Source organism: Micromonospora sp. NPDC005257 (assembly GCF_042872445.1).
In the GTDB taxonomy this organism is placed as follows: Bacteria; Actinomycetota; Actinomycetes; order Mycobacteriales; family Micromonosporaceae; genus Micromonospora.
This window is the reverse complement of the sequence record NZ_JBIAKL010000010.1, coordinates 151,404-176,203: the sequence shown is the minus strand read 5'-3', so window position 1 is coordinate 176,203 and position 24,800 is coordinate 151,404. Positions and strand designations below refer to the sequence as shown.

Here is a 24,800-nt window from a genome sequence, read left to right as displayed (position 1 = left end):
GTGGAAGGGAGGGAACCATGGCGTACACGGTGGGTCAGGTGGCGCGGGCGGCCCGGGTGACGGTCCGGACGCTGCACCACTACGACGAGATCGGGCTGCTACGGCCCAGCGGGCGCACGCCGGCGGGCTACCGCCGCTACGACGAGGCCGACCTTGACCGGTTGCAGCTCATCCGGTACTACCGCGAGCTGGGGTTCCCACTGGAGGAGATCGCCGAGATCCTGGACGATCCGGACGCCGACCCGGTGGCGCACCTACGCCGGCAGCACGAGCTGCTGTCCGGGCGGATCGGGAAGCTCCAGGAGATGGTCGCGGCGATCGAACACGCGATGGAGGCGAGAACGTTGGGGATCCAGTTGACGCCGGAGGAGCGGTTCGAGGTGTTCGGTGACTTCGACCCGGACGAGCACGCCGAGGAGGCGGAGCAGCGCTGGGGCGACACCGAGGCGTACCGGCAGTCGCAGGAGCGCGCGGGCCGCTACTCGAAGGAGGACTGGCTGCGCAACAAGGCGGAGAACGAGGACTGGGGGCGGCGGTTCGTCGCGCTCATGGACTCGCGCGCGCCCGCTGACGGCCCGGAGGCGATGGCGCTGGCCGAGGAGCACCGGCAGCTCATCACCAAGTGGTGGTACGACTGCTCGTACGAGATCCACACCGGCCTGGCCGACATGTACGCGGCGGACCCGCGGTTCACCGAGTACTTCGAGACGCTGCGGCCCGGGATGGCCGCGTACCTGAACGAGGCCATCCACGCGAACGCGATCACCCGGTCCTGACCGGGGGCCGTGGCAGGATGGCCGGCATGTTCATCGTCGCCGGCACCCTCTACGTCGATCCGGCCCGGCGGGACGCCTACCTGGCGTCCTGCGAGGCCGCCGTCCGCGCGGCCCGTGCCGCGCCCGGCTGCGTCGACTTCGCGGTCAGCGCCGACCTCGTCGAGCCGGGCCGGATCAACGTCTACCAACGGTGGGAGTCCGACGAGCAGTTGCTGGCGTTCCGGGGCTCCGGCCCGGAGGACGATCAGGTGACGGAGGTCCTCGGCGCCGAGGTGCACAAGTTCCGCATCTCCGGCGTCGAGGCTTCGTGAGGCATCGCTAGACGAAGACGTCGAGCAGCAGGACGCCGAGGAAGCCGACCACCGAGATGATGGTCTCCATCACCGACCAGCTCTTGATGGTCTGCCCGACGGTCAACCCGAAGTACTCCTTCACCAGCCAGAAGCCGGCGTCGTTGACGTGGGAGAAGAACAGCGACCCGCAGCCGACGGCCAGCGCCAGCAGCGCCACCTCGGGGTCGGCGAGCGTGTCGGCCAGCGGCGCGACGATGCCGGCGGCGGTGATGGTGGCGACGGTGGCCGAGCCGGTGGCGACCCGGATGCCGACCGCTACCAGCCAGCCGAGCAGCAGCGGCGAGAGGTTCGCGCCGTCGGCGGCGTTCGCGACCAGGTCGCCCACGCCGGCGTCGACCAGCACCTGCTTGAAACCGCCACCGGCGGCGACGATCAGCAGGATGCCGGCGATCGGCGGCAGCGAGCCGCCGAGGAAACCGGAGACCTGAGTACGGCTGAAGCCGGACCGGTAGCCCAGGAAGACCATGGCGAAGATGACGCCGGCCAGCAGGGCGATGATCGGTGTGCCGACGATGTCCAGCGCCTTGCGGCCGGTGGTGCCCTCGTCGAGGGTCAGCTCGCCGATCGCCCGCAGCAGCATCAGCGCCACCGGCAGCAGCACCGTCACCACCGCAGCCCAGAGCGCCGGGGAGCGGCGCGACCGCTTCCCGGCCGGCTCGTCGATCGCGCCGCCGGGCCGTCCGGCGCCCGGGTTGGCCAGGTCGTCGTCGGTGACCAGGTCGCCGTCGGCGTCGAGCCGTCCGTCGCCGGGCCGGGTCGGGCTGCGGTCGTCGGCGGCGTCACGCCGGGTCGGCAGCAGCTCGGCCGGGGCGGTGGCCGGCACGTACCGGGCGATGAGGTTGCCGAAGACCGGCCCGGCGATGATCACGGTGGGAATCGCCACCAGCAGGCCCAGGGCGAGCGTCTGACCGAGGTTGGCGCCGAGCGCGTCGATCGCCACCAGCGGGCCGGGGTGCGGCGGCACCAGGCCGTGCAGCACCGACAGGCCGGCGAGCGCGGGAATGCCGATCTTCATCAGCGGCACGTTCACCCGCAACGACACGAGCAGCACGATCGGCACCAGCAGCACCACGCCGACCTCGAAGAACAGTGGCAGGCCGATGAGCGCTGCCACTCCGGCCATCGCCCAGGGCAGCGCGGTGTCGGAGACCCGGCCGACCACCCGTTCCACGATGCCGTCCGCGCCGCCGGACTCGGCCAGCAGACCGCCGATCATCGCGCCGAGCGCGATGAGCAGGCCCACACCCCCACAGTGGACCCCACGCCGCCACTGAACGACGTCACGATCTTGTCGACCGGTACGGCGGCGACCACGCCGAGCACCGCCGCGCCGAGGATCAGCGCCAGGAACGGATGCACCTTGCCCCAGGCGATCAGCAGCACCACCGCCGCGATGCCGAGCAGGGCGGCGAGGACGAGTTGGGTGTCACCGGCGTTCGTGAGCGGTTCCGCGGGGGCGGCGAGCAGTGTGACCACGGCTATCACGCCCTTCGGTCGGTCAGCGGGGAGGTGCGGTGGGTGGCGGTTCCGGCGGCAGGCTGGGCGCCATCCGCCGCAGGGACGTGAACGTGGGCACGAGCGCGTCGTACAACTCGGAGAAGAGCGGGAGCAGTGCGGCGTACGTGGCGGCGGAGGCCGGTTCCGGGTGGACCGTCTCCTCGATCCGGACCAGATCGGCGGCGACCTCGATCGAGGAGATCAGCCCGAGGGCCTGCATGCCCAGCAGCGCGGCCCCGAAGCCGGAACCCTCGTGCCCGGCGGGGAACCGTACCGGCATGCCGAGCGCGTCGGCGAGGATCTGCCGCCACAGTGGACTTCGGGCGAAGCCGCCGCTGGCGCGGATCTCGCGTACCTCGTTGCCGGCCGCCCGCACCGAGGCGAGGACCAGGGCGAGCTGCTGGCAGACGCCTTCCAGCGCGGCCCGGACCAGGTGCGGCCGGCCGTGGCCGTGGGTCAGCCCGACGTACGCGCCGCGGGGCAGCGCGTTCCAGTGCGGCGCCCGCTCGCTCAGCAGGTACGGCAGCATGATCAGCCCGCCGGAGCCGACCGGCGCCTGGGCGGCCAGGTCGAGCAGTTCCTCCTCCGCGTGCTCACCCAGTTCCGGGGCGAGCGCGTCGTTCGCCCACTGGAGGACGATCCCGCCGTTGTTTATGGCGCCGCCGACCACCCAGCGGTCCTCGGTGAGCGCGTAGCAGAACACACCGCCGAGCGGGTCCACGCTCGGGCGTTCCACCATCACCCGCATCGCGCCGCTGGTGCCGATCGAGCAGGCCACCACGCCGGGCCGTACCGCGCCGAGCCCGAGGTTCGCCAGCGGCCCGTCTCCGGCGCCCACCACCAGCGGGGTGTGCGCGGGCAGCCCGGTGGCCCGCGCCGCCTCCGGGGTGAGCCCGGGCAGCACGTGCGTGGTGGGTACGAGCCGGGGGAGCCGCTCCTCGGTGATGCCGGCGAGGCGTAGCGCCTCGGCGTCCCAGGCCAGCCGGTGGATGTCCATCAGCCCGGTGGCCGAGGCGACCGAGTGGTCGGTGACGAGCGCGCCGGTGAGCCGCCGCAGCACGAGATCCTTGATGCCGACCCAGTGCGCGACCCGCTCGTGCAGCTTCGGGTCCTGCTCGGCGAACCAGACCAGCTTGGGCAGCGGCGCCATCGGATGCACCGGGGTGCCGGTACGCCGGTGCAGGGCGAGCCCGGACGGCGCGGCGCGCAGCCGCTCGGCCTGCGCGCTGGCCCGGGAGTCGGCCCAGGTGATCGACGGGGTGAGCGGGTTGCCGGCGGCGTCCAGCCCGATCAGGCTGTGCATGGCGGTGCTGAACGACAGCCCGGCCACCGGGACGGCCAGTTCGTCGACGACCGCGCGGATCACGCCCAGCACGGCCTGGTGGATGAGTTCCGGGTCCTGTTCGGCCCAGCCGGGGTTCGGCTCCTCCAGCGGGTAGCCGATCGAGTGGCTGGCCAGTTGCCGGCCGGAGGCGTCGAACGCGACCGCCTTGGAGCTGGTGGTGCCGATGTCCACGCCCACCACGACGGCCGGGTCGCCCACCGGTGCACCTCCTCACCGCCCGGGGCCGCGCGTTCTGCCCCGTTGTCGCGGCTGATGTTCCCCGTTGTCGCGGCTGATGTTACGGACGCGTCCACGCCCCCGCATGTCGGAACGGGAGCGCTGGGAGGCGGCGGCACGGAACGTGAGAAGACGTGGGAGATTCCGCCGATTGTGGAGGTCAATCAGCCGATCGGTCTAATTAGCGACTTTCGCGTGTCTTCGTACCCCTGCCGAATCGTTGACATGAATGACACCCCGGTTGGTGGGCTCGCGCGGCGGAGGAGTCGGCGTGGCGAAGACTGATTCGACGGGTTCCACATGGCGGTACCGGTGGGCGCACCGGCAGAACGAGCGGCGGCAGCGGGCCTTCCGCGCGGCCGACGAGGCGTGGCGACGCCGCGACGACGAGCTGCGCCGCCTGCGTACGCTCGCGGTGTCCTTCCACGGCTCGGCCCAGGCGGGCGTCGGCCTGCCGATGGAGCTGGCCCCCGGCGAGGTGGTCTTCTGGACACTGCCGGCCGCGCAACTGGTCGAGGTACGGCACACCGCCGTGCTGCCCGCCCCCGAACTGACAGTCGACCCCGACCCGCCGGTGCTCCGCCCGCGCCGCCCCGAGGGCGTCAAGGTGGTCGACGCCGGGCTCGCCGTGCTCACCAACCGGCGGCTGGTGCTGCTCGGCGGACGCGGCCGGCGGGACTGGGCGTACGGCCGGATGACCGGCCTGTCCCACGACCCCGGCGCACCGGTCACCCTGATCCAGGTGCTGGACCGGCGGCGTACCTCCGGGTTGCTGCTGCCCACCGGCGCGGTGGCCGACTTCCGGTTCACGCTCACGCTGGCGTTCGCCGACGCGATCGAGCAGCGCGGCGCCGTCGTGGCCGAGCTGGACGAGCTGATCGCGGAGCACACCGCGGCGCGGCCCGAACGTCCCGGCGTGCTCACTCCCGCCCAGGCCCGGATCACCGCGCTGGTGCCCGGGGGCCGGCGCACGGTGGCGGTCGGCGCGGCGCTCGCGCTGATCGTGCCGGCGATGCTCGTCGAGTCCAACCCGCCGACCCGGGCCGGCTCCGAGCGGGCCGTCGCCGCGACCCCGGCGGCCACCGGCACGACACCGCCGCCCCACGTCGCGCCCGCCGTCCAGGTCCGCCCCACGCCCAGCCCTGAGCCGTCGCGCGCCCGTCCCGCGCCGCCGCGCGGCACGCCGCAGCCGCCGGTCGAGCGCCGCTGCGGCGCCCCGGCGAACCCCTTCGGGTACGACTTCTGCGGCGGCCAGCGGATCCGCCGGCCGGCGGCCGGGGTGTGCGACTGGTTCGAGTGCGTGCCCGGGTTCTGGTCGGATCGTGGCTGGCTGGTGCAGTGCCGCGACGGCTCGATCAGCCGCACCGGTGGCCAGCGCGACGTGTGCGCCGGCCACCAGGGTTTCCGCCGTACCGTCCGGCGGTGACCGGGGTCAGGCCACCGGGCGGGGTGTGACGCGCAGCGGCAGCACCCCGGCCAGCACCAGCGCGGCGCCCACAGGCAGCAGGTTCAGGTTCACCGCGATCGCCAGGAACCCGGCCAGCACCAGCACCGGCGCCCACACCGGCAGCAGCCGGGCCGCCGCCGCCCGGTACAGCAGCACCAGCAGGCCCACCTCGAACAGCAGCGGCCCGCCGAACAACACCAGGCCGGGGGTGCGTACCGCGTCGGCGAAGCTCGGGAACAGGTCGCCGAGGATCACCCAGACGAAGGCGGCGGCGCCGACCAGGCCGGCCGGCGCGGCCACGTCGTCGAGCGTCCGCAACCGCGACGAGCGGGTACGCAGCAGGCCGCGCAGCCCGACGATCAGCGCGGCGAGACCGAGCACGCCGAGCAGGAACAGGGTGTGCCCGGTGTTCCAGGCCCAAGCGCCCTTGTCGCTGTGTCCGTCCAGCCGGTCGAGCAGGCGCAGCAGACCGTAGCCGAGCAGCAGCACCGCCGACGCCACGGCGACCGGGCGTAACCACTGGTACGGACGGGTGCGGGAATCGAGAAGGCTCATCGACTCAGCGTTCCGGGCGTCCGTGCGCGGGACATCGGGGAGTCGTCCCGCACCCCGCCCGGATCAATCCGCTCGCCTCCCGTAGGGGTGCCCGGATACCGTCCGGCCGTGTCCCGCACCGTCACGCTGGTCCTGCTCGACACCGCCGGCCGCCCGCTCGGCGCGCTGCCGCCGTTCGGCGTACCGGAGCCGTGGTGGCAGGAGGTCGACTCGATCGTCGCCGCCGTTCGGCAGCGCCACGGTCTGGAGGTCGCGGTGCTGCGGCTGCTCGACTCCGACCGCGCTGCGCCGCCGGGCGGCCACGTCCGCTACCTGGCGCAGACCGCCGATGCGCCCGTCGTACCCCTGGAACCGGTGGCAGTGGACCTCGCGCCGCATCCGCTGCGTCAGCAGTGGGCGGAGGCCGGCGGACCGGCCCACAGCGTCGCGTGGGCGACCGGCGAGCTGAGCCGGCTCGACCGCCGGGTGACGGCGGTGGCGCAGCAGCGCACCTGGAACCTCTCCGCCATCTGGCGCCTGGACACCCCCCAGGGCCCTGCGTGGCTGAAGCAGCTCCCTCCTTTCGCCCGCCACGAGCCCACGGTCCTGGCCTTCCCCGGTGATCAAGGAGTTGGTGCCGGCGCCGATTTCCCTGGTGACCCGAACTCCTTGATCAACGGGCCGACGGTGCTCGCCGCCGACGGGGAGGGGCGGATGCTGCTGGCGGACGTGCCGGGGGAGGACCGGTACGGGGCCGGGGAGGGGGAGCGGGCAGCCATCGCGGACGGGCATCACCTGGTGCAACTGCGGGCGTGCGGGGTCGTCGGCGAGTTGGTCGCGGCAGGTGTGCCCGACCTGCGCGGGACGCGGTTGGCGGGCTGGATCCGGGAACGGCTCGCCGGGCACGACGTGTCGGCCGCACGCGGCCTGCTCGACGGGCTCGACCGGCGGTTGCGGCGGGTAGGCGACTGCGGCCTGCCGGACACGCTCGTGCACGGCGACCTGCACCCCGGCAACGTGCGCGGCGACGGTCAGCGTCGGGTGGTGATCGACTGGGCGGACTCGTTCGTCGGCCACCCCGCCTTCGACATCCTGCGCCTCACCGAGGACGTCGACGCGGACGCCGCCGCCCGGCTGATCGACGCGTGGGCGCGGCGGTGGCGGACCGACGTGCCCGGCAGCGACCCGCACCGGGCCGTCGACCTGCTGCGGCCGGTCGCGCCGCTGCGACTGGCCGCCGTGTACGCGATGTTCCTCGCCGCCATCGAGCCGAGCGAGTACCCGTACCACGTACACGACGTGCCGGCCGCGCTGGCGCGAGTGGCGGCGGGATCCTAGACGCGGCGGACCGGAATCCACAGCTCCGCGTCGGCGGTACCGCCGTCCTCGGCGACCCGCACCCGCGAGATCTCCGGACCCGGACGGACCTCGTACGGGTTGGCCGGGAACCAAGACGTGAACACGGCCCGCCACAGATGCTGCACCGCCACCGGGAACGCCCCGGAACTGGAGAACACGGCCCAGTCACCGGCCTCGACCGGCAGGCTGCGCAGGTCGTCCGGCACGTCCGCGCCGGTGACCGCCGCGTACCAGTAGTCCAACTCGGCGCCCTCGTCTCGGGCACCGGTCAGCTCGGTGCTGACGTTGACGATTCCGCGCGGCTCCTGGTCGGACAGCGCCTCGATGCGGCGGACGGTGGCCGGGTCGATGCCCCTGACGAACGCCACGATGTGCGGGTTCATCCCCTCGTGCACGAGCGGCACCCGCGCCGTCAATCCGGCGAGCCGGAAGGCGTCCTTGGTCACGATCCGGTAGTCCATGCTGGTGTTCCCTTCGACGACGAGCCGGAAGGACAGCCGGGGCTGGGACCGTAGCACCGCCCCGGCCTGCCGGGCCTGCGTCGGCCCGACGCCGTGCACGGCCCGGAACGCGCGGGCGAACGCCTCGTTCGAGCCGTACCCCCAGCGGACCGCCACGTCGAGCAGCGACTCCCGGCCGGCGAGCACGTCCGCGCCCGCAAGGGTCAACCGGCGACGGCGCACGTACTCCGACAGCGGCAACCCGGCCAGTGCCGAGAACAGCCGGCCGAAGTGGTGCTCCGACACGCCCGCGATCCGGGCCAGCGCGGCCACGTCGAGCGGCTGGTCGAGCCGCTGTTCGAGGTGTTCCAGCGCGGCGTTGAGCCGATCCAGCACCCGTTCTTCCCTCCTGGTGACGCCGTCGACGCTAGGTTCCCGGCCGCCCGCCGACCCGATCAGACCGGACCCGGTCCGGTCGCCTCATCGACACTGGCGAGGGTGTCGCATCATGACGTGGTGATCTTCCGGAGGCGACACCACAAGAAGAAGAACCGCGGCTGTGACTGCGACGCGTTCGACTGTGAAGCGCTGACCTGCTGCGACCTGGGCATCTTCTCGACCCTGCTCACCCTCGGCTCGGTGACGGCGGGCGTCGTCCGGCGGCCCGCCGTGGACCGGGCCGGCCGGGCCGCCATCCTCGGTTACCGGCGCTGGCTGTCGCACCGCTGGCCGGGAACCTGTCGCTACACGCCCACGTGCAGCGCGTACGGGCTCGCCGCCGTGGAGCGGTACGGGCTGGCGGTGGGCGGTCAGATGGCCGCCGACCGGGTCCGCCGGTGCCGCCACGACGTACCGCACGGCACCCACGATCCGGTGCGCTGACGCCGCCCGTCCTCGCCGGTCCGCCTCGCGCGCCGGCCGGTCAGCCGGCCGAGGTGGGGCCGCCGAAGACGACCGGGACGCCGGGGGAGTAGAGCACGCTCATCGGCGGCCCGTCCGGCGCGGGCAGGCCGGCGGCGGTGATCAGTTCGTCGTCCAGGTGCAGCAGCTCGGCGCGGTGCAGCGGCCACTGCGGGTGCCAGTTCGGCACGTGGCGGGTGCGGCCGTACGCGCGGGTGTGCAGACCCCAGCGGGCGGTGAGGAAGTGCTCCAGCGGCGTCGGTTCGGGGATCGGCGCACCAACGCGTACCGCCATCCGGCTGGTCGCGCCCGCCGGGCCGGGCCAGCGGCGACGGCAACGGTAGGTGAGCGTGTCACCGGAGCGGTCCAGCCGCATCGCCGACCACTTGTACGGCAGGCGCAGGCTCAACTGGGCCACCAGCACCGGCACCAGCCGGGACGCGTCGAGCGAGCGGAACACGACAGCCCGCCGCCCCGAGCCGTCGACCGAGTAGAGCCGCACGTTCGTCTCCCAGAACGTGCCGAAGTAGGGCACACCCGGGCCGCGGCCGAGACCCACCCCGACCATCTGGAACCCGATCAGCCCGACGTAGGTGAGCCCGTCGAACGTGTCGGGCCGGGTGCCGGCGGGCAGCAGCGGCGCCACCCGTTCCGGCGGGACCGCCCAGTGCAGGAAGGTGAGGTCGTGCCAGCGCTGGGCCAACCAGGCCCGGCGGATGGCGCGTACCGGAGCGTGTTCGACCGGTTCGATCTCCACCGGCTCATCCTGCCTCCCGGACGCAAGCGACTCACTCCGGGCGGTGGCAAACCGCCTCGACGTTGTTGCCGTCCGGGTCGCGGACGAACGCGCCGTAGTAGGTGGCGTGGTATTCCGGCCACTCCTTCGGCGCGTGCAGCACCTCCGCGCCGGCCGCGACAGCCGCGTCGTGGAACGCCCGCACGGTGGCACGGTCGGCGGCGGTGAACGCGATGTGCACAGGCACCGGCATGGCACCTGACGGCGCGGGCTCGACCCAGAAGTCGGGCGCGTCGACACCGTAGCCGATCGGGCCGGGCTCCATGAGCCGCCGCGCACCCAGCGGGGCGAGCACGGCGTCGTAGAAGGCGCCGCTGGCCGCCAGGTCGCGTACCGCTATGGACAGGTGATCGAGCACGTCGCCTCCCGGGGTCGTCGATGACCGCGCCAGGCTACGAGCCGTCTACGACACTTCCGCCGGTGGTGAGTGGCGCGCGCCGTCGCCGCGCGGTGTCCGCGACGATCAGCAGGCCGGGCACCGCGCCGAGCAGCCCGATCACGCCTGCCGGCCAGTGGATCAGGGAGCCCACCGCGCCCCGGATCTCCGGCACGTCACCCACCACGTAGGACGCCTCCGGGTCGTCCGTGCGGCAGTTCAGCGTCCACAGCCCTGCCGTGGGCGCCCGTACGGTCGCCACCCAGGCGAACGTCGCGGCGTCGCTGCCGTAGTCGCCCGGTGGGACGGAGACCGGCTCGGCCACCCGGGCAGCCGCATGCTCATCAGCCGACCGTGCGCCGTCCGGATCATCGACGAAAGTCCGCGAGCCGTCCGAAAGGGATCGCTCACTCAGCGTAGTATCGGGCGTGACACAGCCGAACACACGGGGGAAACGATGTTCGAGCGCCTGGGCAGATTCGTCGTGGGCAAGGCGTGGTGGGTGATCGGTGGCTGGGTCGTCGCCGCGATCGCGATCATCGCCGCGAGCCCGTCACTGAGCGACATCACCTCCGCCGACCAGGAGAGCTTCCTGCCGCGCTCCTACGAATCGGTGCAGGCCACCGAGCTGGCCGAGAAGTCGTTCCCGCAGGCGGCGACCGCCACCGCCACCGTCGTGGTGAAGCGCAGCGACGGCAAGCCGCTGACCCCGGCCGACGAGGCGCGCGTGGGGCAGTTCGCCGCCGCCCTCAAGGCCCGGAACATTCCGCAGACCTCCGGCTACCTGACCGGCCCGCAGGCCGTCGCGCCGGACAGGTCGGTGCAGGTGGTCACCGTCGGTCTCGACGCCGACAGCCCGGACGACCCGGGCCTGCTCGACGCCGTACGCGCTCTGCGCACCGCCCTCGGGCCGGACCTGGCCGGCAGCGGCCTGACCGCGGGGGTGGCCGGCGACGTGGCGAGCTTCGTCGACAACGAGAACACGTTCAACGAGGCGTTCGCCGTCGTCGGTGTCGCCACCATCGTCCTCATCATCGGGCTGATATTGATCATCTTCCGCAGCCCGATCGCCGCGCTGCTGCCCGTGGTGGTCATCAGCGTCGTCATGACCGTCACCACCGGGCTGGTCGCCGCCGCCGGCAAGGCGTTCGACCTCAACGTCAGCCAGGACCTGCAGACCATCCTGCTGATCGTGCTGTTCGGCATCGGCACCGACTACATCCTGTTCCTGCTGTTCCGCTACCGGGAGCGGCTGCGCGCCGGTGACGACAAGCGCACCGCGATGGTCGTCACGGTGCAGCGGGTCGGGGAGGTCATCACGTCCGCCGCCGGCGCGGTGATCGTGGCGTTCCTGGTGCTGCTGCTCGCCTCGCTCGGCTTCTTCGGCTCGCTCGGCCCGGCGCTCGCCATCGCCGTCGGCGTCATGCTCGTGACCTCGCTGACCCTGATCCCGGCGCTCGTGTCGCTGCTCGGCCGGTGGGTGTTCTGGCCGTCGAAGGCGTGGCAGCGCGTACCGAAGGCGACCCTGTCCCGGCGGCTCGGCGCCGCCGTCGGCCGCCGCCCGGCCGTCGTCGCCGCGGCCTCCGGCGCGCTGCTCGTCGCGCTCGCCGCCGGGGTGCTCGGCTACAAGGCCGACTACGACTTCGGCGCCGGATTCCCGCAGGACACCGAGTCGGCGCGGGCCGCCAAGGACCTCCAGCGCGGCTTCGCCGCCGGTGCGCTCGCGCCCACCGAGGTCTACCTGACCACCGGCAACGGCACCCCGCTCAGCGAACAGCAGGTGAACGACTTCGCCGCCGCGGCGGCACGCGCTCCCGGCGTCGGGCAGGCGCAGCCGCCGGAGCGCAGCACCACCGACCCGAGCGTCGTCCGGATCAACCTGCTGCTGGACGAGAACCCGATGTCCAACGAGGCGATCACGCTCGTGCGCGACGACCTGCGGGACGCGGTGCACGAGGCGGCTCCGCCGGGCACCAGGGCGCTGGTCGGCGGCGCCACGGCGATCTTCGCGGACATCAACTCGGCGAACAACAGGGACCTGTCGGTGATCCTCCCGGTCGCCGCCCTCCTGATCGCGATCATCTTGGCGCTGCTGCTGCGCAGCCTCGTCGCGCCGATCTACCTGGTCGTCGCGGTGCTGCTCAACTTCGCCGCCACCCTGGGCGCGACCGTCTACGTGTTCCAAGGGCTCCAGGGCAACCCGGGCGTGACGTTCCAGCTACCGATCATCCTCTACCTGTTCGTGGTGGCGATCGGCACCGACTACAACATCCTGATGATCGCCCGACTACGCGAGGAGGCGCGCGAGGGCCACGAACCGCACCGGGCCGCCGCGATCGGGGTGGAACACGCCGGCCCGACAGTCGCCGCGGCCGGGCTGATCCTGGCCGGCACGTTCGGCGTGCTGATGCTCGCGCCGATCTCGTTCCTCCAGCAGATGGGCTTCGCGGTGGCGATCGGGATCGTGCTCGCCGCGTTCGTCATGTCGATGTTCTTCGTACCGGCGCTGACCGGGCTGATCGGCCACAAGGCGTGGTGGCCGGGGCACGGCGACGAGCGGCGAAGCGGTGGCGGCCGGCACGCGGCACCCGAGACGGCGGACGCCGCCCCGGTCTGACGGCCGCACGTCACCTCCTGGACGAGGTGGAGAACTACTACAGATGGTGGCGCAGAGGGCCTCAGGTTCGTGCCGGGCTCGGCAGCAGCCCAACGTCCTGGAGGCGGCCGTAGGCCATCCGGATGTGGGCGGACGTGAAGAGCCGGGCCTTGCGCCCGCTCCACGTTCGCACCCGATCGACCAGCACATCGACGTCGGTGGCCGGAGGGTGCAGTTCGGCGGCGTAGTGCACAGTCGCCAACAGTTCGAGGCTGTACGGCGCCTCGAAACCGTCGACAAGCCGTGCGAAACGGTCCAGCAGCGCGTCCGGTGCGGGACGTGCGGCAAACCACGCGGCGACGTCGTCGGCCGCGCTGTCGACCAGGCGGACCGGCTGAAGCTCCTGGACTCGGGCGGACCGGTCGCCGAACCCGGTGAGGTAGTGCCCCTCGATCCGGTCGAGGACGCGGTTCAGGTTCTCCGCGTAGGGGCCGTAACGCCCGCGGGTGAACTGGAGGCGGAGGGGCTGCCCGAGAACCTGAAGGAAGTATGCGATCTTCTGGATCTCCAGGACGGTGACCCCGTCGCGCGGTTCCAGTGCGCGGGCGCGATCGACGTAGCGCTCGATCGCGCGCAGCAGCGTGGCTCGGCCAGGAGTGAGCCTGGGTTTCTCCGTGGCAACCGGCATGTCACCGGGATCGGGGGCGCCTTCGGGAGGGAACAGCAGCACCCGGACCTCGGGGAGTTCGGAAAATGCCTCCTCGATCATGGGCTGAACCTCGCCCCAGTCGAGGCCACCGTTGCCACAGCCCAGTGCCGGCACCGCTACGGACGTGATCCCCGTCTGGCGTACCACGCGGACCAGATCCGTCAGCCCGGAGCGGATGTCCTCGATGCGCGAGTCGGCCCGCCAGTGGCTCTTGGTGGGGAAGTTGATTACGTATCGCCGTGGGCCAAGGCGAGCCGAGTCGAAAACGAACATTTCGCCTAGTTTGACCTCTTGAGCTGCGCATGCGGCTCGGTAGGCGGTGTAGTTGGCCGGGTAGGCGCGCTTGAACTGGAGGGCGATGCCCTTGCCCATGACGCCCACCGTGTTGACCGTGTTCACGAGGGCTTCGGCATCGGCGGTCAGCAGGTTGCCATGGCTGATGACGATCACTCACGCACCTCCCCTCGTTGGTATCCGTAGTACCAGTGCTGTCTGACATCAACGTACGCGTCGATGATGCCAGCAGAGTGGAGCACGTGCCCCAGCTGTGCCTTTCGCTCATCGGTCCGGACGACGTAACCGGTGATCAGGTTGACAGGAAATTCGCGGTGTACCAGTAACTCGGCCATCCGGCGTCGGACGCGGTCGGGGTCTTCCGGCACGTTGTTCCAGTACGTCGCTCCCATCAACGGCCAGTCCACCAGTTCGCCCAGGTCGTCGACGTTCCTGGAGAAGGCGGTGACTCCCGCGGCGCAGTTGCCGTCACTCGCTACCCAACGCAGCCCCGCTCCCTGCACCCGGTCAATTGAGCTCACCAGGTAGACGAGTGGATCGTCCCCACCTGGGTAGCAACCTGCCTTCCCGTCTCGATGTTCGCAGGAGATCCGATACATCATCGGCGAGCGGGGGGCGAAGTAGAACGGCACGTAGTCCGCGACAAATCCGCCCGGGGGACAGGTGACCGGCCGCACCCGACGGCTCGCCTTAATGCCGACTGCTCCGACGTCGGTCCTCAACTGAGCACCAACGGCGCTGTCGGCGAGCAGCCGACCGGCGGCAAGGATGTTCGGTAGGTTGGCGATGTGCGTGAAGTGCATGATTCGCGCACGTTCAGGTGTGCTACGGCTCACCACTCAATCCAGTTCGCTAGGGTCGATCCGGGCCTTCGCCTCCGCATGCTCGGCAAGCAGGTAGAGCAGGTTCGAACCGTCGATCAGTTCCAGAGGCTTCCCGGAGGCGAACTCGTACGAGGCCGGACCGTAGCCACTGGTGGTGACGAGGATCCCCTTGGAAGCGCCCTCGTTCTGCAGGGTGCCGAACAGGTCGCGGACAGCGGAGACATCCACCGCGTGGCGGTAACGCTTGGCCTGGATGACCACCTTGCCACCGAAGATGGGTCGGGGGTCGAAGGCGACGCAGTCGACGCCACCGTCGCGGGACGGCCTGGTCTGCTTGGTGTCTAGGCCCATCCTGCCGAAAAGGTTCTGGATCAGGCTCTCGAACTCGGTCGGACTGAGCTTGAGCAGGTTCGGTCGCTGGTCAAGATCGGCAAGTACGTCGACCTCGTCGACGAAGCGCTTGTCGACCATGTCGAACTCCAACACCGGCCGCACCGGAGCCAGCTCCGCCGGACGCTTGGAAACCGAGGCGTTGAGGTGTTGCAGGCAGGCCAGCGGCTCGACCAGCTTCAGGTTCAGCGCACTGAACACGTCTCGGGTGGTCCGAAGCGTGACGAGGCAGGGCTGGACGGACGCGCCGGTCCGAGGGTCGGTCGTGTCGACGATCCCGTTGAACACCACCGTCTCCACCAGCCCGGAGCGGTCCGCCTCGAACAATTCGTGCACCGTCCGCAACGTGACCTGGGCGACGAGACTCGCGTACCGTTCCTTGATCTCCTTAGCTGGGCGGGCGGCAGTGGTGATCTCGTCGCGAGACTTGATGTACCGATATTCGCGGACCGCAGGGATCACGTCCAGCGTTGGCAGGTGGTACTCGACCACCAACTGCCGAGACTCCGGCACGTAGGCGAGGCGGTAGTGCTGGGGGAAATCGTCGGGGTAAACGGAGTTGCCAAGCACCATGCCGAAGTATTCGACCACGGGCTCGGGCTCGGCGGCGGCGAGGGCCGTCGCGAAGCGCTCGATCTCCGCGTTGTGCGCATTGACTTCTGCGTCGACCTTCGCGCAGTGCTGCTGATATTTATGGTGTGCGGCAGACAGTCGGCGCTGCCGATCGGCCTCGGCCGCCGCGTGTTGCGTCTGAGCCTGCGCGAATGACTGCTGTGCCGCCGCCATCTGCTGCTGGTGGCGAGCTTGACCACCAAAGATCTTACTGATCCCGCTTGGAGCGGGGGGAGCGAAGCGTCGCCAGTCCGGAGGAGCCAGGGGCGTGCCGAGGGACCCGGGGTCGAAAGGCGGGTGCTTCGCGGACCGCCGCAGGCGGCGGAGGTCGATGTGGTCGTCGACATCGAGCGTTGCCGAGAGGAGGTTGTCCAACTCTTCGAGGCGCGACTGTAGATCAGCGTTATCGGCGACTACCTCCGCCGCGCGCGCTTCCCCGTAAAGTCGCTTTCTCTCGCGCTCGTTCGCGGCGCTGGCGCGCTGAGCGGCCTTCATCGCGCGGTCTGCCTCGCGGCGCATCTGTTGCTGATGCCGGTAGGCGGCGGCCTGAGCCTGCTTCTGGGCGCGCACCTGCCGCGCGTGCGCCCGCTGCATCTCCTTGAGAATGCCCACAGTCGTTCCTTGGTGTCAGGAGGGGTGCGGAATCGACACCTTACCCAGTGCGCAGGACACTCGGTCTCTGTCGAATGTCGAAATGGCGGCCATGGAAGGTCAAGTCCAAACCGAATGTCCATGTGCGCCTGATTCTCATGTCAGATCTCAGACAGATTCTCCTTCCCGGACTATCGCTCGGCGGAGGCGGTCTACTGACTCTCGGCGTGCCCTTCCGGCGGAAGGGATGGCATTCGCGTCTGCGTGGTTCCGACCTGCCCGATCAGCGCAAAGGGTGCACATTTCTCCCACTCGACGTCCACGGTCGACTCCCGTAGGTGATCCTCGACCGGGCCACCTCACTGGTCGCCTACCTCATGGCTGTCCGGGACAAAGAGAGAAGCCCGCCAAGGGAGAACATCACACCACCACCCCAGGTTCGAACGGATTTCGGCGGGAGTACCAAGCAGCAGGTGAGCTGCTTCCTAGCGGATGGACCGTCTATGTCAGGCGGCGATCGCCCGAGCGGCGGCGTACATGTCGGCGGGCAGCGGAGTCCGCAACTCCCAGAGGATCCGCATGGGCCGGTCGCCGGTGTGCTCCCGGTACGTCATCGGCCCGGCATACAGGTACGGCGGTGCGCCCAGATCACGATCGGCGATCTTGGTCTCGCGGACGAACAGGTGCACCGTCGAGCCCTGCGCGATGTGGTTGACGTACCGCCCTCCCGTGGCCGAGCCCGACGACGTGGTGCTCTGCGACTCCCACTGGAACAGCCGGTCGGTGATGGCGCGGTCGGCGTACATGGTGGTGGGGGAGTAGTGCTCCTCGGACTTCACGAGCGTGACGAAGAACAGATCCGCCTTCTCGTTGGGCAGCCACTTCACGCCCTCGCGCAGCGAGCCCGGGTTCGTCATGCCGAACGCCGCGCACGCCTCGTTACGGCTGTAGCGGGCGTGCACCCGCAGAGGGACCCGGCCGCCTGCCGGCCGCTCGGTGACCCGGTGGATCCGGTCGCGCAGCACGTCGGCGACCTGCCGCAGCTCGGCGCAGCGCGCCGGTTCCGCCCACAGCCGCTCGAGCCGGGCGTCGCGTTCGGCCAGCGGCACCGACGGCCCCCAGAGGCTGAAGTGCAGCATGTCGAGCAGCCGTCCCGTGGAAGGGCGCTGGCCGGTGGCGACCCGGGCGATCAGCTCCAGCCGATCGACGTCGTCGATGTGGAGCATCCGGCCGATCGACCGGCCCAGGTCGCGGTCATCGGGGCCGCCTCCGGCCGGGTCGAGTCCGGCGAGACGCCGCAGCCCGGCCCAGCCACCGATGTTCGCCGACCGGTAAACGTCCTCGATCTCCAGGCCGGTCTCGCGCAGGAAGTCGGACAGGCTCACGTCACCGAGCTGCCTCAGCTCCGCCACCAGCGCGTTCTTCGACGTCGGCAGCGCCGATTTGAGGTTGGCGAGCACGATGTCCTTCGCCACCCGGTCCAGCTCGATGTGGCAACCGCTGGGTAGCGAAGGAAAATCTTCCCGCACGGCGGCTTCGACCGCCCGGCGGCTGACCCCGGCGAGCGCCCGCCAGCGCAGGTCGAACCGGAAGTTCGCGTGCTGACCGCCGATGAAGTCGAGCACGGTCAGGCACGGCTTGTCGTCGTCCAGCCGCAGACCCCGGCCGAGCTGCTGCAGGAAGATCGTGGCGCTCTCGGTGGGGCGCAGCATGATGATGGTGTCGACCATCGGCAGGTCGACGCCCTCGTTGAACAGGTCGACTGTGAAGAGCACCTTCAGCTCGCGCTTGCGGAAGCGGTCGATCAGCGCGTGCTGCTCCGATCGGTTGACCCTTGAGGTCACGGCCGCCGACGGCACACCCTGCCGGGTGAACCAGTCGGCCATGAACTCCGCGTGCCCGATGCTCACGCAGAATCCGAGCGCGCGCATCCGTCCGACATCAGCGATGCGCCGGACCGCGTGCAGGATGAGCCGCGCACGCGCGTGGTTGCCGGTGTAGACGCCGTCCAGGTCGTTCTTGTCGTACCCCTGTCCGCGCTTCCACCGCACCCGCGCCAGGTCCACATCGTCGTGCAGGCCGAAGTACTGGAACGGCGCCAGCAACTGCCGTTCGAGGGCTTCCCACAGGTGCAGCTCCACCGATGCGCGGCCGTCGAACCACCGGCGCACGTCGGCGCCGTCGCTGCGCTCGGGAGTAGCGGTCAGACCCAGGAGTACGCGCGGCCGAAGCCGCTCCAGCAACGCCGTGTACGTCGGTGCCTCGGCGTGGTGGAACTCGTCGACGATCACCATGTCGTACGCCTCGGGGTCGATCTCCTGCCGATGCAGCGACTGGATCGACGCGAACACGTACTTCCATCCCTGCGGCCGATCGCCTTTGACCAGCGTCTCGCCGAACGTGCCGTCGCCCATGACCTGGCGGAACACCGACCGGCTCTGCCGCAGGATCTGCTCCTGGTGCGCGACGAAGAGCAGTGAGTCGACATGACCTGCCCGCCGGAGCCGGCGGTAGTCGAGCGCCGCCACCACCGTCTTTCCGGTGCCGGTCGCCATCACCACAAGGTTGCGCCAGCGGCCGTGCACCAGACGCTCGGCGTCCAGGTCGTCAAGAACCTCCTGCTGGTACGGGAACGGCCGCACGTCCAGGTTCGCGATCTCGGTCGGTGCGTCGTCGGCGCGTTCACCGCGCAACGCGACGCGCAGGCGCTCGGAGTCCATTGCCGGGTCGTACGGTTCGAACGCCGAGTCGTGCCAGTAGTCGGCGAACGTCGCCTCGAACGTGTCGATGACGTGCGGCTGTTCGAGGTTCGAGATGCGGACGTTCCACTCCACGCCGTCGACGAGTGCGGCCTTTGACAGGTTCGACGAGCCGACGTACGCGGTGGTGGTGCCGTTGTGCCGCCGGAACAGCCACGCCTTGGCGTGCAGACGGGTGGTCCGCGTCTCGTAGGAAACCTTGACCTCGGCGCCCAACTCGGCGAGCCGGTCGAGCGCCCGCTGGTCGGTGGCACCCATGTACGTGGTCGTGATGACCCGAACCCGGCCACCCCGGGCGATCAGCTCGGTGATGGCCGGCTCGATGATGCGCAGACCGTGCCACTTGATGAAGGCGCAGAGCAGGTCCACCTCGTCCGCCGACGCCATCTCGTGGCTGACCTCGTGGCCGATGCGCGGCTGGTGCCGGCCGTTGACCAGGAGCGCGCCGGTGGAGAGCGGCGTCGATGGGCGGATCGGGAAGACCGGTGCGGCCGGCGGGGTGGGTGGTGCCGCGATGGCGTGAAGCAGACGTTGGACGTCCGCCACCTGGTCGTCGGCGGTGACGGCGCGGGGCTCGGCCTGAGCGATGTGCGCGGCGATGCGGTTTGCCAGGTCGACCTGCCGGGCCAGCTTGTTCTCCCCGCCGCCGACGCCGAGGAGCGCCCGTCGCGCGAGGCCGGCGATGTGCCGGGCCAGGACGTCATGCGCGTCGGCGGCATCCAGCTTCGCGTCGCGGACCAGGGCGTTGTCGATGTGTCTGAGCTGCGTCGCCAGCTTTTCCGTGATCAGGTGCTCGTAGATGCCCTTCTCAAGATCCCCCACGAGGGCAAGCTAGCCGCGATGAACGCCAGGCGGAAGCTGGTGCGGTAGGTGTCAGGAGCTTTGTCCCTCCGCCTGTCAGATCATCGACACCTGGAGGTGAAGGTCGACGCGTCGCCCATCACCGGCTCGACGCGATGGCTTTGATGCGGACCTCGAACAGCGGTGCGCCTGCCCGCGTCGGCTGGAGCCACCCGGCCGGTTGCCAACCCCAGGAGTCATACGCATGCTGGGCGGCAGTGTTGTCGGGGCGTACGAGCAGCGTGGCCCTTTCTTCCCGCCGCGTGCCCAGGAGCCGGTCGTGGAGCGCCCGCGCGATACCCCGGCGTTGCCACGATCGCCGCACCAGCAATTCGCAGACTGCGAAAGTCCGGTGCCCATTCTCGTCTGTGAAGCCCTCCGGCACCGGCTCGTTGATGCCGTCCCACCAGGGCGTATCGGCTGCGAGCGGGAAGCCGTAGACGTAGCCGACCAACTCGTCTTCGACGCGGGCCGACACCAGCTCCCAGCCCTGCCGGGGCATGTGCGCCGCGAGCTGCCGTTCGTACCGCTCAGCTGTGTAGCGGGGACCGTCGGCGGCGTGCGCGTCGAGGTACACGTCCACTAGCTGGCCCACCAGGCCCTCGGCCTCTGCCGCGGTCTGGTGGCGTAGTCGCAGATGCTCCCGCACGAGGACAGGATCTCATCGGCCGGCGGTCACTTTCCCCGCTGCGTCTTCCCACATCGAGTTATCGATCATGGCGCCACTGCACTCGGATCTATCCCGGGCCGGTTAACTCGCTGCAGGGTCAACAAGATCAGCAAACGGGGTCCAACTCGCACTGCGATTGCCTTCCGATACGGAACGTAGCCGGGTGGCGAATTCGGCCGCAACGCTCGACGAACTCGCGAGGAGCGGCGTGGCAGCAGCGATCATCTTGAGCTCGCGGGCTTCCCGCAGTAGTGGCCAGTCGCGATCGGATGTCACGTCATATCCGTACGCTTCGGCGAGAGCCCGATGCGCCCCGGTCTTGCCGAAGCGGGCCTCGCCCACAGCGACCGCGGCCAGGTCCACCTGCCACGGCCCGAGGCAGGTGGCGTCGAAGTCGCAGAGCAGGATGCGACCCGATGCATCCCGGAGCAGGTTGCCGACGTGCGCGTCCCCGTGGATGAGCGAGTGCGACGCCCGATGGCTGAGGTCGGCGACCTGCGGCTCCAAGCGGTCGCACCACCCCACCAGATAGTCGTGGTGCTCGGTGCTCAGCCCGTCGGCATCCGCCAGGCGTCGACGTGCGTCCCCGATCGGATCCCAGGCTGGCAACGGGAAAGGCGGAGGTCCAAGCGTATGAAATCCCCGCAGCGCCGAGCCGAGGTCATCCACAGTTGGAACAGGTGCGGTGGCTGGCACGTAGGTCCACACCGTGGCCACCAAGTCGCCGACTTCGACCGGCTGTGTCACGCCCGGCGCAAGCCGGATCGTCGGCGCGTCCAGCTCGGCGAACCATCGCGCCAGTTGAACGACCTTCTGCACCCGGTCTCTGAGTCGGTGCGTTCGTGCGATCCGGATGACAAGCCCGGATTCCGGCAGCGCGAACACGGCGTTGTTTGTCAGCCGCAGGAGTCGGGCATTCTCGGCCGGCACGTCAAGCTTGCCGGCGATCTCCCGCATGGCCCGAGCCATCGCCTCTTCCGAGAACCGGCCGCTCATGCCGTGGCCGCAGCTCGTGCGGTGAGCGTCCGTTCGAATTCGGCGACGATCGGAAGGTGGCGGTGCCGTCCTACGTCGCGGCGCAGATTCACCACTCGGTCGACCACTCGACTGGAACTCAACGCACGTGACTGTTCCACCACGCGTATGCCGACAGTGACCGCCCGTTCGGGCTCATCGGCGAGGAAGAGCGCGCTGCACAACCCGACCTCGTTCAGGACCGTGCTGCGGACGTTCGCCGGACCGAAGGCGACGATCGCTTCCTCGACGCTCCGTACGGCTTGCGTCGCCTGTGTTCCGGTCTGCCGGGCCACGTCGCGGTACACCCGACCGTATTGGGCGAGCAGTTCACCGCGGTCGTAGAAGGCCATCCATGCCGGCTCGCGCTCGGGATCCACACGCTCGAACTGATCACTCGCCCGACCGAGAAGGGTGAGCGCATTGCGGTGGTCGCCGAGCGCGGCTGTCGAGGCGGCCTCCGCGCCCCAGAGCAGCGCCCTCACCGCCGGGGTTGCCCGCGATCCCAGCTCCGAGTGGGCCAGACGCAGAGCGGCCAGGGCGTCCTGGTTGTGCCGAAGGTGTTGTAGCTGCTTGGCCTGTGAGTAGCGAATCAGGGCCGCTAGCGGAGCGTCGTCAGCGGTCGTCGCCGCCCGCTCGCCGGCAACGAAATGCCGTTGGGCGTCGGCGTGCCGGCCGGCGTCGAGCGCGGTCCAGCCCGCCAGTTGACGAGCCGCCGCTACCGCCGCGACCAGGCGTGGTGTCAATCCGGCCGAGTGCGACCAGTCGAGCATGCGATACACCGACTCCGCGAACCGGGCCACCTCCCGATAGAGCAGGCCACCGCCGCATTCGTAGTCGACTGACCGATAGAGCTCCAGCACCGCGTTCAGCCGAGACACGTCCGCACTGCCGATGCGGCGGGGCCGGGGTTCCTCACCGACGCCGACCAGTCCGGCTCCCGCCGACACCGCCGCGATGCCGGCCAAGAGTGTTCGCCGTCCCAGGTCCGGTGCTGCGTCGGTCCGGGCGCTCGTCGGGGAGCCCGGACCGACTGCGAACCAGAGCGATGTCGGCGGGATGTGGAGCACTGTCGCCCAATGCGTCAGCCGGTCGAGATGCACCTGGGCAGGCCCGTTCTCGATCCGGCTCAACTGCGCCTGGGTGATTCCCAGCCACCCGGCGACGACGCTCTGCGGCAGAGCGCTCCGCCCGTGGTACGGGTGGTGCCGGTACGCACGGATCACCCGCCCGAGGTGCCGCCCGGCCAGCGCCGTCCGTACCGGCTCATGGTCCCAGAACGAATCGGGTACGGCGGGCGGCGTGCTGAGGCGGTCACGTTCGGCGGCCTGACAGGGCGCGCAGCGTCCCGTGCCGTTGTCGCGCGCCAGGCGGCCGCCGCAGCGGGGGCAGTTCGCAGGTGTCACCGGCAACCTCGCCGTTCGCGGAGAACCTGTGTCCGGAGTCGAGCCTAGCCATTCAACCCGTTCCGGAGCGGCCCGGTATACGCACCGTGCATATCATCGACTGTTTCGTCTCGGTCACTGACCGTATGTGCTTTGTGCATGGCGGCCACGATCAACAGGGCATGCGCCGCCTGCTGAGAAGGACTGAAGGTCGGCTCATGGCCCGGGGCGGGTGCTGGGCTCCGGCGGCACCGCGTCCCCCGATCGCGGCTTCCGCCGTCCCCGCCCGCCCCGGCGCCACTCCACGAGACCGAATCCGGAGGTGCCTGCCGATGTCCACCGCACTCGCCGACTTCCCCGTCCTCATCCCCGTCACCGACGAGGATCTGCTCGTCGCCGCGCTGGCGGTGCGCGTACACGTGCCCGAGCACTGGCCGCAGGGGCCGCTGTGCCGCAGCGAGCGCGTCCCGTACCCCTGCCGGTTGGCCCGGTGGGGGAGGGCGACGCTCACCGCGGCCGGGCTGCCCGACGAGGCCGTGGCGGCTGCGGTGGTGGCGTCGTGATCTACGTGACCGGGGAGCGGGTGCAGGCGTACCAGGTGCGCAGCGCCGTGTTCGACACCCGCTGGCGTGGGTTGGACCCGGCGCAGGTGCACGACTACCTGTGCCGGGTCGCCGACGAGATGGACCGGCTGCACCGGGAGTTGACCACAGCGCGCACCGAGTCGGAACGGGTCCGCCAGGCGCTGCGGCAATGGCAGTCCCGCCACAACGGCTGCCGGCGACGCGGCCACGATGAGTGAACCGCGCTGGGTGATTCACCTGCCGACCACGCTGACGTGCCGGGACGTCGCCGCCGAGTTGGCCGCCGCGCTCGCCCGTTCGCTCGGGCATTTGAACGCGGTCGACTTCGGTGAGACGACGCTCAGCGAGGAGGACGCCCAGCACGTGCGGTACCGGGTCTGGTGCGATGTGCGGCTGCCCGACGGTGAGCGCTGCCGATTGCGGGATGGTCACGGCGGGCCTTGCGGGGCAACGGAGCCGCGCTGACGCCGGCGCTATTTCGGCGTGTCGACCGGTGTTCGTCCTGGTGACGGGCCGATCCGCTGGGAGCGGTCCCAGATGGGGCGACCATCCACCCTGTACGGTCGCTACACTCCCCGAAAGCGCCCGGAACCGCCCGACGGAGTCTGGAGAATCCTGTGACCCGCGACAAGGCCGCACCGCCCGGAATCGACGTCACCATTCCCAGCGTGGCCCGGGTCTACGACTACTTCCTGGGCGGCAAGGACAACTTCGAGGTCGACCGGAAGGTCGCCGAGCACGCCTTGCAGATCACGCCGGACGGGCCGGCCGCCGGCCAGGCGAACCGCGCCTTCCTGCGCCGGGTGATTCGCCATCTCGTCACCGAGGCGGGCATCGACCAGTTCCTCGACATCGGGTCGGGCCTGCCCACCCAGGGCAACGTGCACGAGGTCGCCATCGAGCACAACCTGGCCGCCCGGGTCGTGTACGTGGACAACGACCCGATCGTCCTGGCGCACGGGCGGGCGCTGCTCGCCGCGGAGGGCACCGCGACGGTGATCCAGGCCGACATCCGGGAGCCGGAGGAGATCCTCAACGATCCGGACGTCCGCCGGTTCCTCGACTTCGACCGCCCGATCGGGCTGCTGCTGTTCGCGATCCTGCACCACATCGGCGACGACGAGGACCCGCGATCGGTGGCGGCGGCGCTGATCGACGCGCTGCCGTCCGGCAGTTACGTCGCCATCTCGCACTTCCGTGACCCGGGTGAGCGGGATCCGGAGGGTTCCCGCAAGGCCCGCGAGGTCGAGCGGGTGTTCAACGAGTCGCTCGGTACCGGCCGCTGGCGTACCGACGAGGAGATCCTCGCCTTCGCCGACGGGCTGACGCCGCTGGAGCCGGGTCTGGTGCCGTTGGCGGAGTGGCGTCCGGACCCGGACGCGCCCGCCCCGCAGCAGACCGACACCTACCACACGTTCGTCGGACTGCTTGCCCGCAAGCCGTAGGCGCCCGCTCGCGGACACCGCGAGCCCTCGACGGTACGACCCGAAGCG

General features: G+C 70.5%; 23 protein-coding genes and 1 pseudogene. 10 read left to right on the top strand and 14 right to left on the bottom strand.

Going from position 1 to position 24,800, the window contains the following annotated elements:
- The first annotated feature begins 17 nt into the window (after positions 1 to 17).
- Together ACFYO8_RS21990 and ACFYO8_RS21985 are read left to right on the top strand one after the other, a co-directional pair.
- Positions 18 to 776: a MerR family transcriptional regulator gene (locus ACFYO8_RS21990; RefSeq protein WP_357706625.1), complete on the top strand. Its 759-nt coding sequence runs from the start codon at positions 18 to 20 to the stop codon at positions 774 to 776.
- 26 nt (positions 777 to 802) lie between these two features.
- Complete coding sequence (locus ACFYO8_RS21985) at positions 803 to 1,087, top strand: putative quinol monooxygenase (protein ID WP_387257471.1); 285 nt, start codon at positions 803 to 805, stop codon at positions 1,085 to 1,087.
- A 7-nt stretch (positions 1,088 to 1,094) separates the two neighbouring features.
- Here ACFYO8_RS21985 and ACFYO8_RS21980 read toward each other — a convergent pair.
- Positions 1,095 to 2,605: pseudogene (locus tag ACFYO8_RS21980) on the bottom strand (SLC13 family permease).
- A gap of 22 nt (positions 2,606 to 2,627) precedes the next feature.
- Positions 2,628 to 4,169 (bottom strand): gluconokinase, encoded by a 1,542-nt coding sequence (locus tag ACFYO8_RS21975; protein WP_354865216.1) that lies wholly within the window; start codon positions 4,167 to 4,169, stop codon positions 2,628 to 2,630.
- A 289-nt stretch (positions 4,170 to 4,458) separates the two neighbouring features.
- Here ACFYO8_RS21975 and ACFYO8_RS21970 point away from each other — a divergent pair, with 289 nt between their 5' ends.
- Positions 4,459 to 5,613, top strand: coding sequence for a hypothetical protein (locus ACFYO8_RS21970; RefSeq protein WP_354865218.1), 1,155 nt, complete (start codon positions 4,459 to 4,461; stop codon positions 5,611 to 5,613).
- A gap of 6 nt (positions 5,614 to 5,619) precedes the next feature.
- Here the strand turns inward: ACFYO8_RS21970 and ACFYO8_RS21965 are convergent, their stop codons facing one another.
- Positions 5,620 to 6,189, bottom strand: a complete 570-nt coding sequence (locus tag ACFYO8_RS21965; RefSeq protein ID WP_354865220.1) for a hypothetical protein — start codon at positions 6,187 to 6,189, stop codon at positions 5,620 to 5,622.
- A gap of 108 nt (positions 6,190 to 6,297) precedes the next feature.
- On the opposite strand from ACFYO8_RS21965, the gene ACFYO8_RS21960 reads away from it, so the two are divergent.
- A complete protein-coding gene (locus ACFYO8_RS21960) occupies positions 6,298 to 7,506 on the top strand; it encodes an aminoglycoside phosphotransferase family protein (RefSeq protein ID WP_354865222.1) in 1,209 nt (402 codons plus the stop codon).
- Here ACFYO8_RS21960 and ACFYO8_RS21955 read toward each other — a convergent pair.
- Positions 7,503 to 8,363, bottom strand: a complete 861-nt coding sequence (locus tag ACFYO8_RS21955; protein WP_354865224.1) for an AraC family transcriptional regulator — start codon at positions 8,361 to 8,363, stop codon at positions 7,503 to 7,505. The two genes, ACFYO8_RS21960 and ACFYO8_RS21955, sit on opposite strands and share 4 nt — an antisense overlap.
- 102 nt (positions 8,364 to 8,465) lie before the next feature.
- Here ACFYO8_RS21955 and yidD point away from each other — a divergent pair, with 102 nt between their 5' ends.
- On the top strand, positions 8,466 to 8,849 hold the full coding sequence (yidD, locus tag ACFYO8_RS21950) for a membrane protein insertion efficiency factor YidD (RefSeq protein WP_354865226.1): 384 nt from the start codon (positions 8,466 to 8,468) through the stop codon (positions 8,847 to 8,849).
- A 40-nt stretch (positions 8,850 to 8,889) separates the two neighbouring features.
- On the opposite strand, the gene ACFYO8_RS21945 is transcribed toward yidD, so the two are convergent.
- Genes ACFYO8_RS21945 through ACFYO8_RS21935 form a run of 3 tightly spaced genes read right to left on the bottom strand, consistent with a single transcriptional unit; the run spans position 8,890 to position 10,364 of the window.
- Positions 8,890 to 9,624 carry a DUF2071 domain-containing protein gene (locus ACFYO8_RS21945; protein ID WP_354865228.1) on the bottom strand — a complete coding sequence of 245 codons (735 nt, stop codon included), beginning with the start codon at positions 9,622 to 9,624 and terminating at the stop codon, positions 8,890 to 8,892.
- Positions 9,625 to 9,655: 31 nt separating this feature from the next.
- The gene (locus tag ACFYO8_RS21940) at positions 9,656 to 10,021 is read right to left on the bottom strand and encodes a VOC family protein (RefSeq protein ID WP_354865230.1); all 366 of its coding nucleotides are present in this window, start codon (positions 10,019 to 10,021) and stop codon (positions 9,656 to 9,658) included.
- Between the two features lie 34 nt (positions 10,022 to 10,055).
- Positions 10,056 to 10,364: a hypothetical protein gene (locus ACFYO8_RS21935; RefSeq protein WP_387257469.1), complete on the bottom strand. Its 309-nt coding sequence runs from the start codon at positions 10,362 to 10,364 to the stop codon at positions 10,056 to 10,058.
- A gap of 132 nt (positions 10,365 to 10,496) precedes the next feature.
- On the opposite strand from ACFYO8_RS21935, the gene ACFYO8_RS21930 reads away from it, so the two are divergent.
- A complete protein-coding gene (locus ACFYO8_RS21930) occupies positions 10,497 to 12,656 on the top strand; it encodes an MMPL family transporter (RefSeq protein WP_387257467.1) in 2,160 nt (719 codons plus the stop codon).
- Between the two features lie 61 nt (positions 12,657 to 12,717).
- Here ACFYO8_RS21930 and ACFYO8_RS21925 read toward each other — a convergent pair whose 3' ends face one another.
- The 7 genes from ACFYO8_RS21925 to ACFYO8_RS21895 form a co-directional block, all read right to left on the bottom strand.
- Positions 12,718 to 13,794, bottom strand: coding sequence for a macro domain-containing protein (locus tag ACFYO8_RS21925; RefSeq protein WP_387257465.1), 1,077 nt, complete (start codon positions 13,792 to 13,794; stop codon positions 12,718 to 12,720).
- Positions 13,791 to 14,441 carry a DUF4433 domain-containing protein gene (locus ACFYO8_RS21920; RefSeq protein WP_387257463.1) on the bottom strand — a complete coding sequence of 217 codons (651 nt, stop codon included), beginning with the start codon at positions 14,439 to 14,441 and terminating at the stop codon, positions 13,791 to 13,793. The genes ACFYO8_RS21925 and ACFYO8_RS21920 overlap by 4 nt, the downstream gene beginning before the upstream one ends.
- Before the next feature lie 36 nt (positions 14,442 to 14,477).
- Positions 14,478 to 16,076, bottom strand: coding sequence for a restriction endonuclease (locus ACFYO8_RS21915; protein WP_387257462.1), 1,599 nt, complete (start codon positions 16,074 to 16,076; stop codon positions 14,478 to 14,480).
- A 485-nt stretch (positions 16,077 to 16,561) separates the two neighbouring features.
- On the bottom strand, positions 16,562 to 19,636 hold the full coding sequence (locus ACFYO8_RS21910; protein WP_387257461.1) for a DUF3427 domain-containing protein: 3,075 nt from the start codon (positions 19,634 to 19,636) through the stop codon (positions 16,562 to 16,564).
- A 118-nt stretch (positions 19,637 to 19,754) separates the two neighbouring features.
- Positions 19,755 to 20,303 carry a GNAT family N-acetyltransferase gene (locus tag ACFYO8_RS21905; RefSeq protein WP_355014915.1) on the bottom strand — a complete coding sequence of 183 codons (549 nt, stop codon included), beginning with the start codon at positions 20,301 to 20,303 and terminating at the stop codon, positions 19,755 to 19,757.
- Positions 20,304 to 20,405: 102 nt separating this feature from the next.
- Positions 20,406 to 21,320 (bottom strand): aminoglycoside phosphotransferase family protein, encoded by a 915-nt coding sequence (locus ACFYO8_RS21900; protein WP_354873325.1) that lies wholly within the window; start codon positions 21,318 to 21,320, stop codon positions 20,406 to 20,408.
- Positions 21,317 to 22,744: a helix-turn-helix transcriptional regulator gene (locus ACFYO8_RS21895; protein ID WP_355093652.1), complete on the bottom strand. Its 1,428-nt coding sequence runs from the start codon at positions 22,742 to 22,744 to the stop codon at positions 21,317 to 21,319. The genes ACFYO8_RS21900 and ACFYO8_RS21895 overlap by 4 nt, the downstream gene beginning before the upstream one ends.
- A gap of 311 nt (positions 22,745 to 23,055) precedes the next feature.
- Here ACFYO8_RS21895 and ACFYO8_RS21890 point away from each other — a divergent pair, with 311 nt between their 5' ends.
- The 4 genes from ACFYO8_RS21890 (at position 23,056) to ACFYO8_RS21875 (ending at position 24,752) form a co-directional block, all read left to right on the top strand.
- On the top strand, positions 23,056 to 23,286 hold the full coding sequence (locus tag ACFYO8_RS21890; protein ID WP_355093654.1) for a hypothetical protein: 231 nt from the start codon (positions 23,056 to 23,058) through the stop codon (positions 23,284 to 23,286).
- Entirely contained in the window at positions 23,283 to 23,525 is a 243-nt protein-coding gene (locus tag ACFYO8_RS21885) for a DivIVA domain-containing protein (protein WP_355093656.1), read from the top strand. The genes ACFYO8_RS21890 and ACFYO8_RS21885 overlap by 4 nt, the downstream gene beginning before the upstream one ends.
- Complete coding sequence (locus ACFYO8_RS21880; protein WP_355093658.1) at positions 23,518 to 23,772, top strand: hypothetical protein; 255 nt, start codon at positions 23,518 to 23,520, stop codon at positions 23,770 to 23,772. Before ACFYO8_RS21885 ends, ACFYO8_RS21880 begins: the two co-directional genes overlap by 8 nt.
- Positions 23,773 to 23,924: 152 nt before the next feature.
- On the top strand, positions 23,925 to 24,752 hold the full coding sequence (locus ACFYO8_RS21875; RefSeq protein WP_355093660.1) for an SAM-dependent methyltransferase: 828 nt from the start codon (positions 23,925 to 23,927) through the stop codon (positions 24,750 to 24,752).
- Positions 24,753 to 24,800 lie beyond the last annotated feature (48 nt).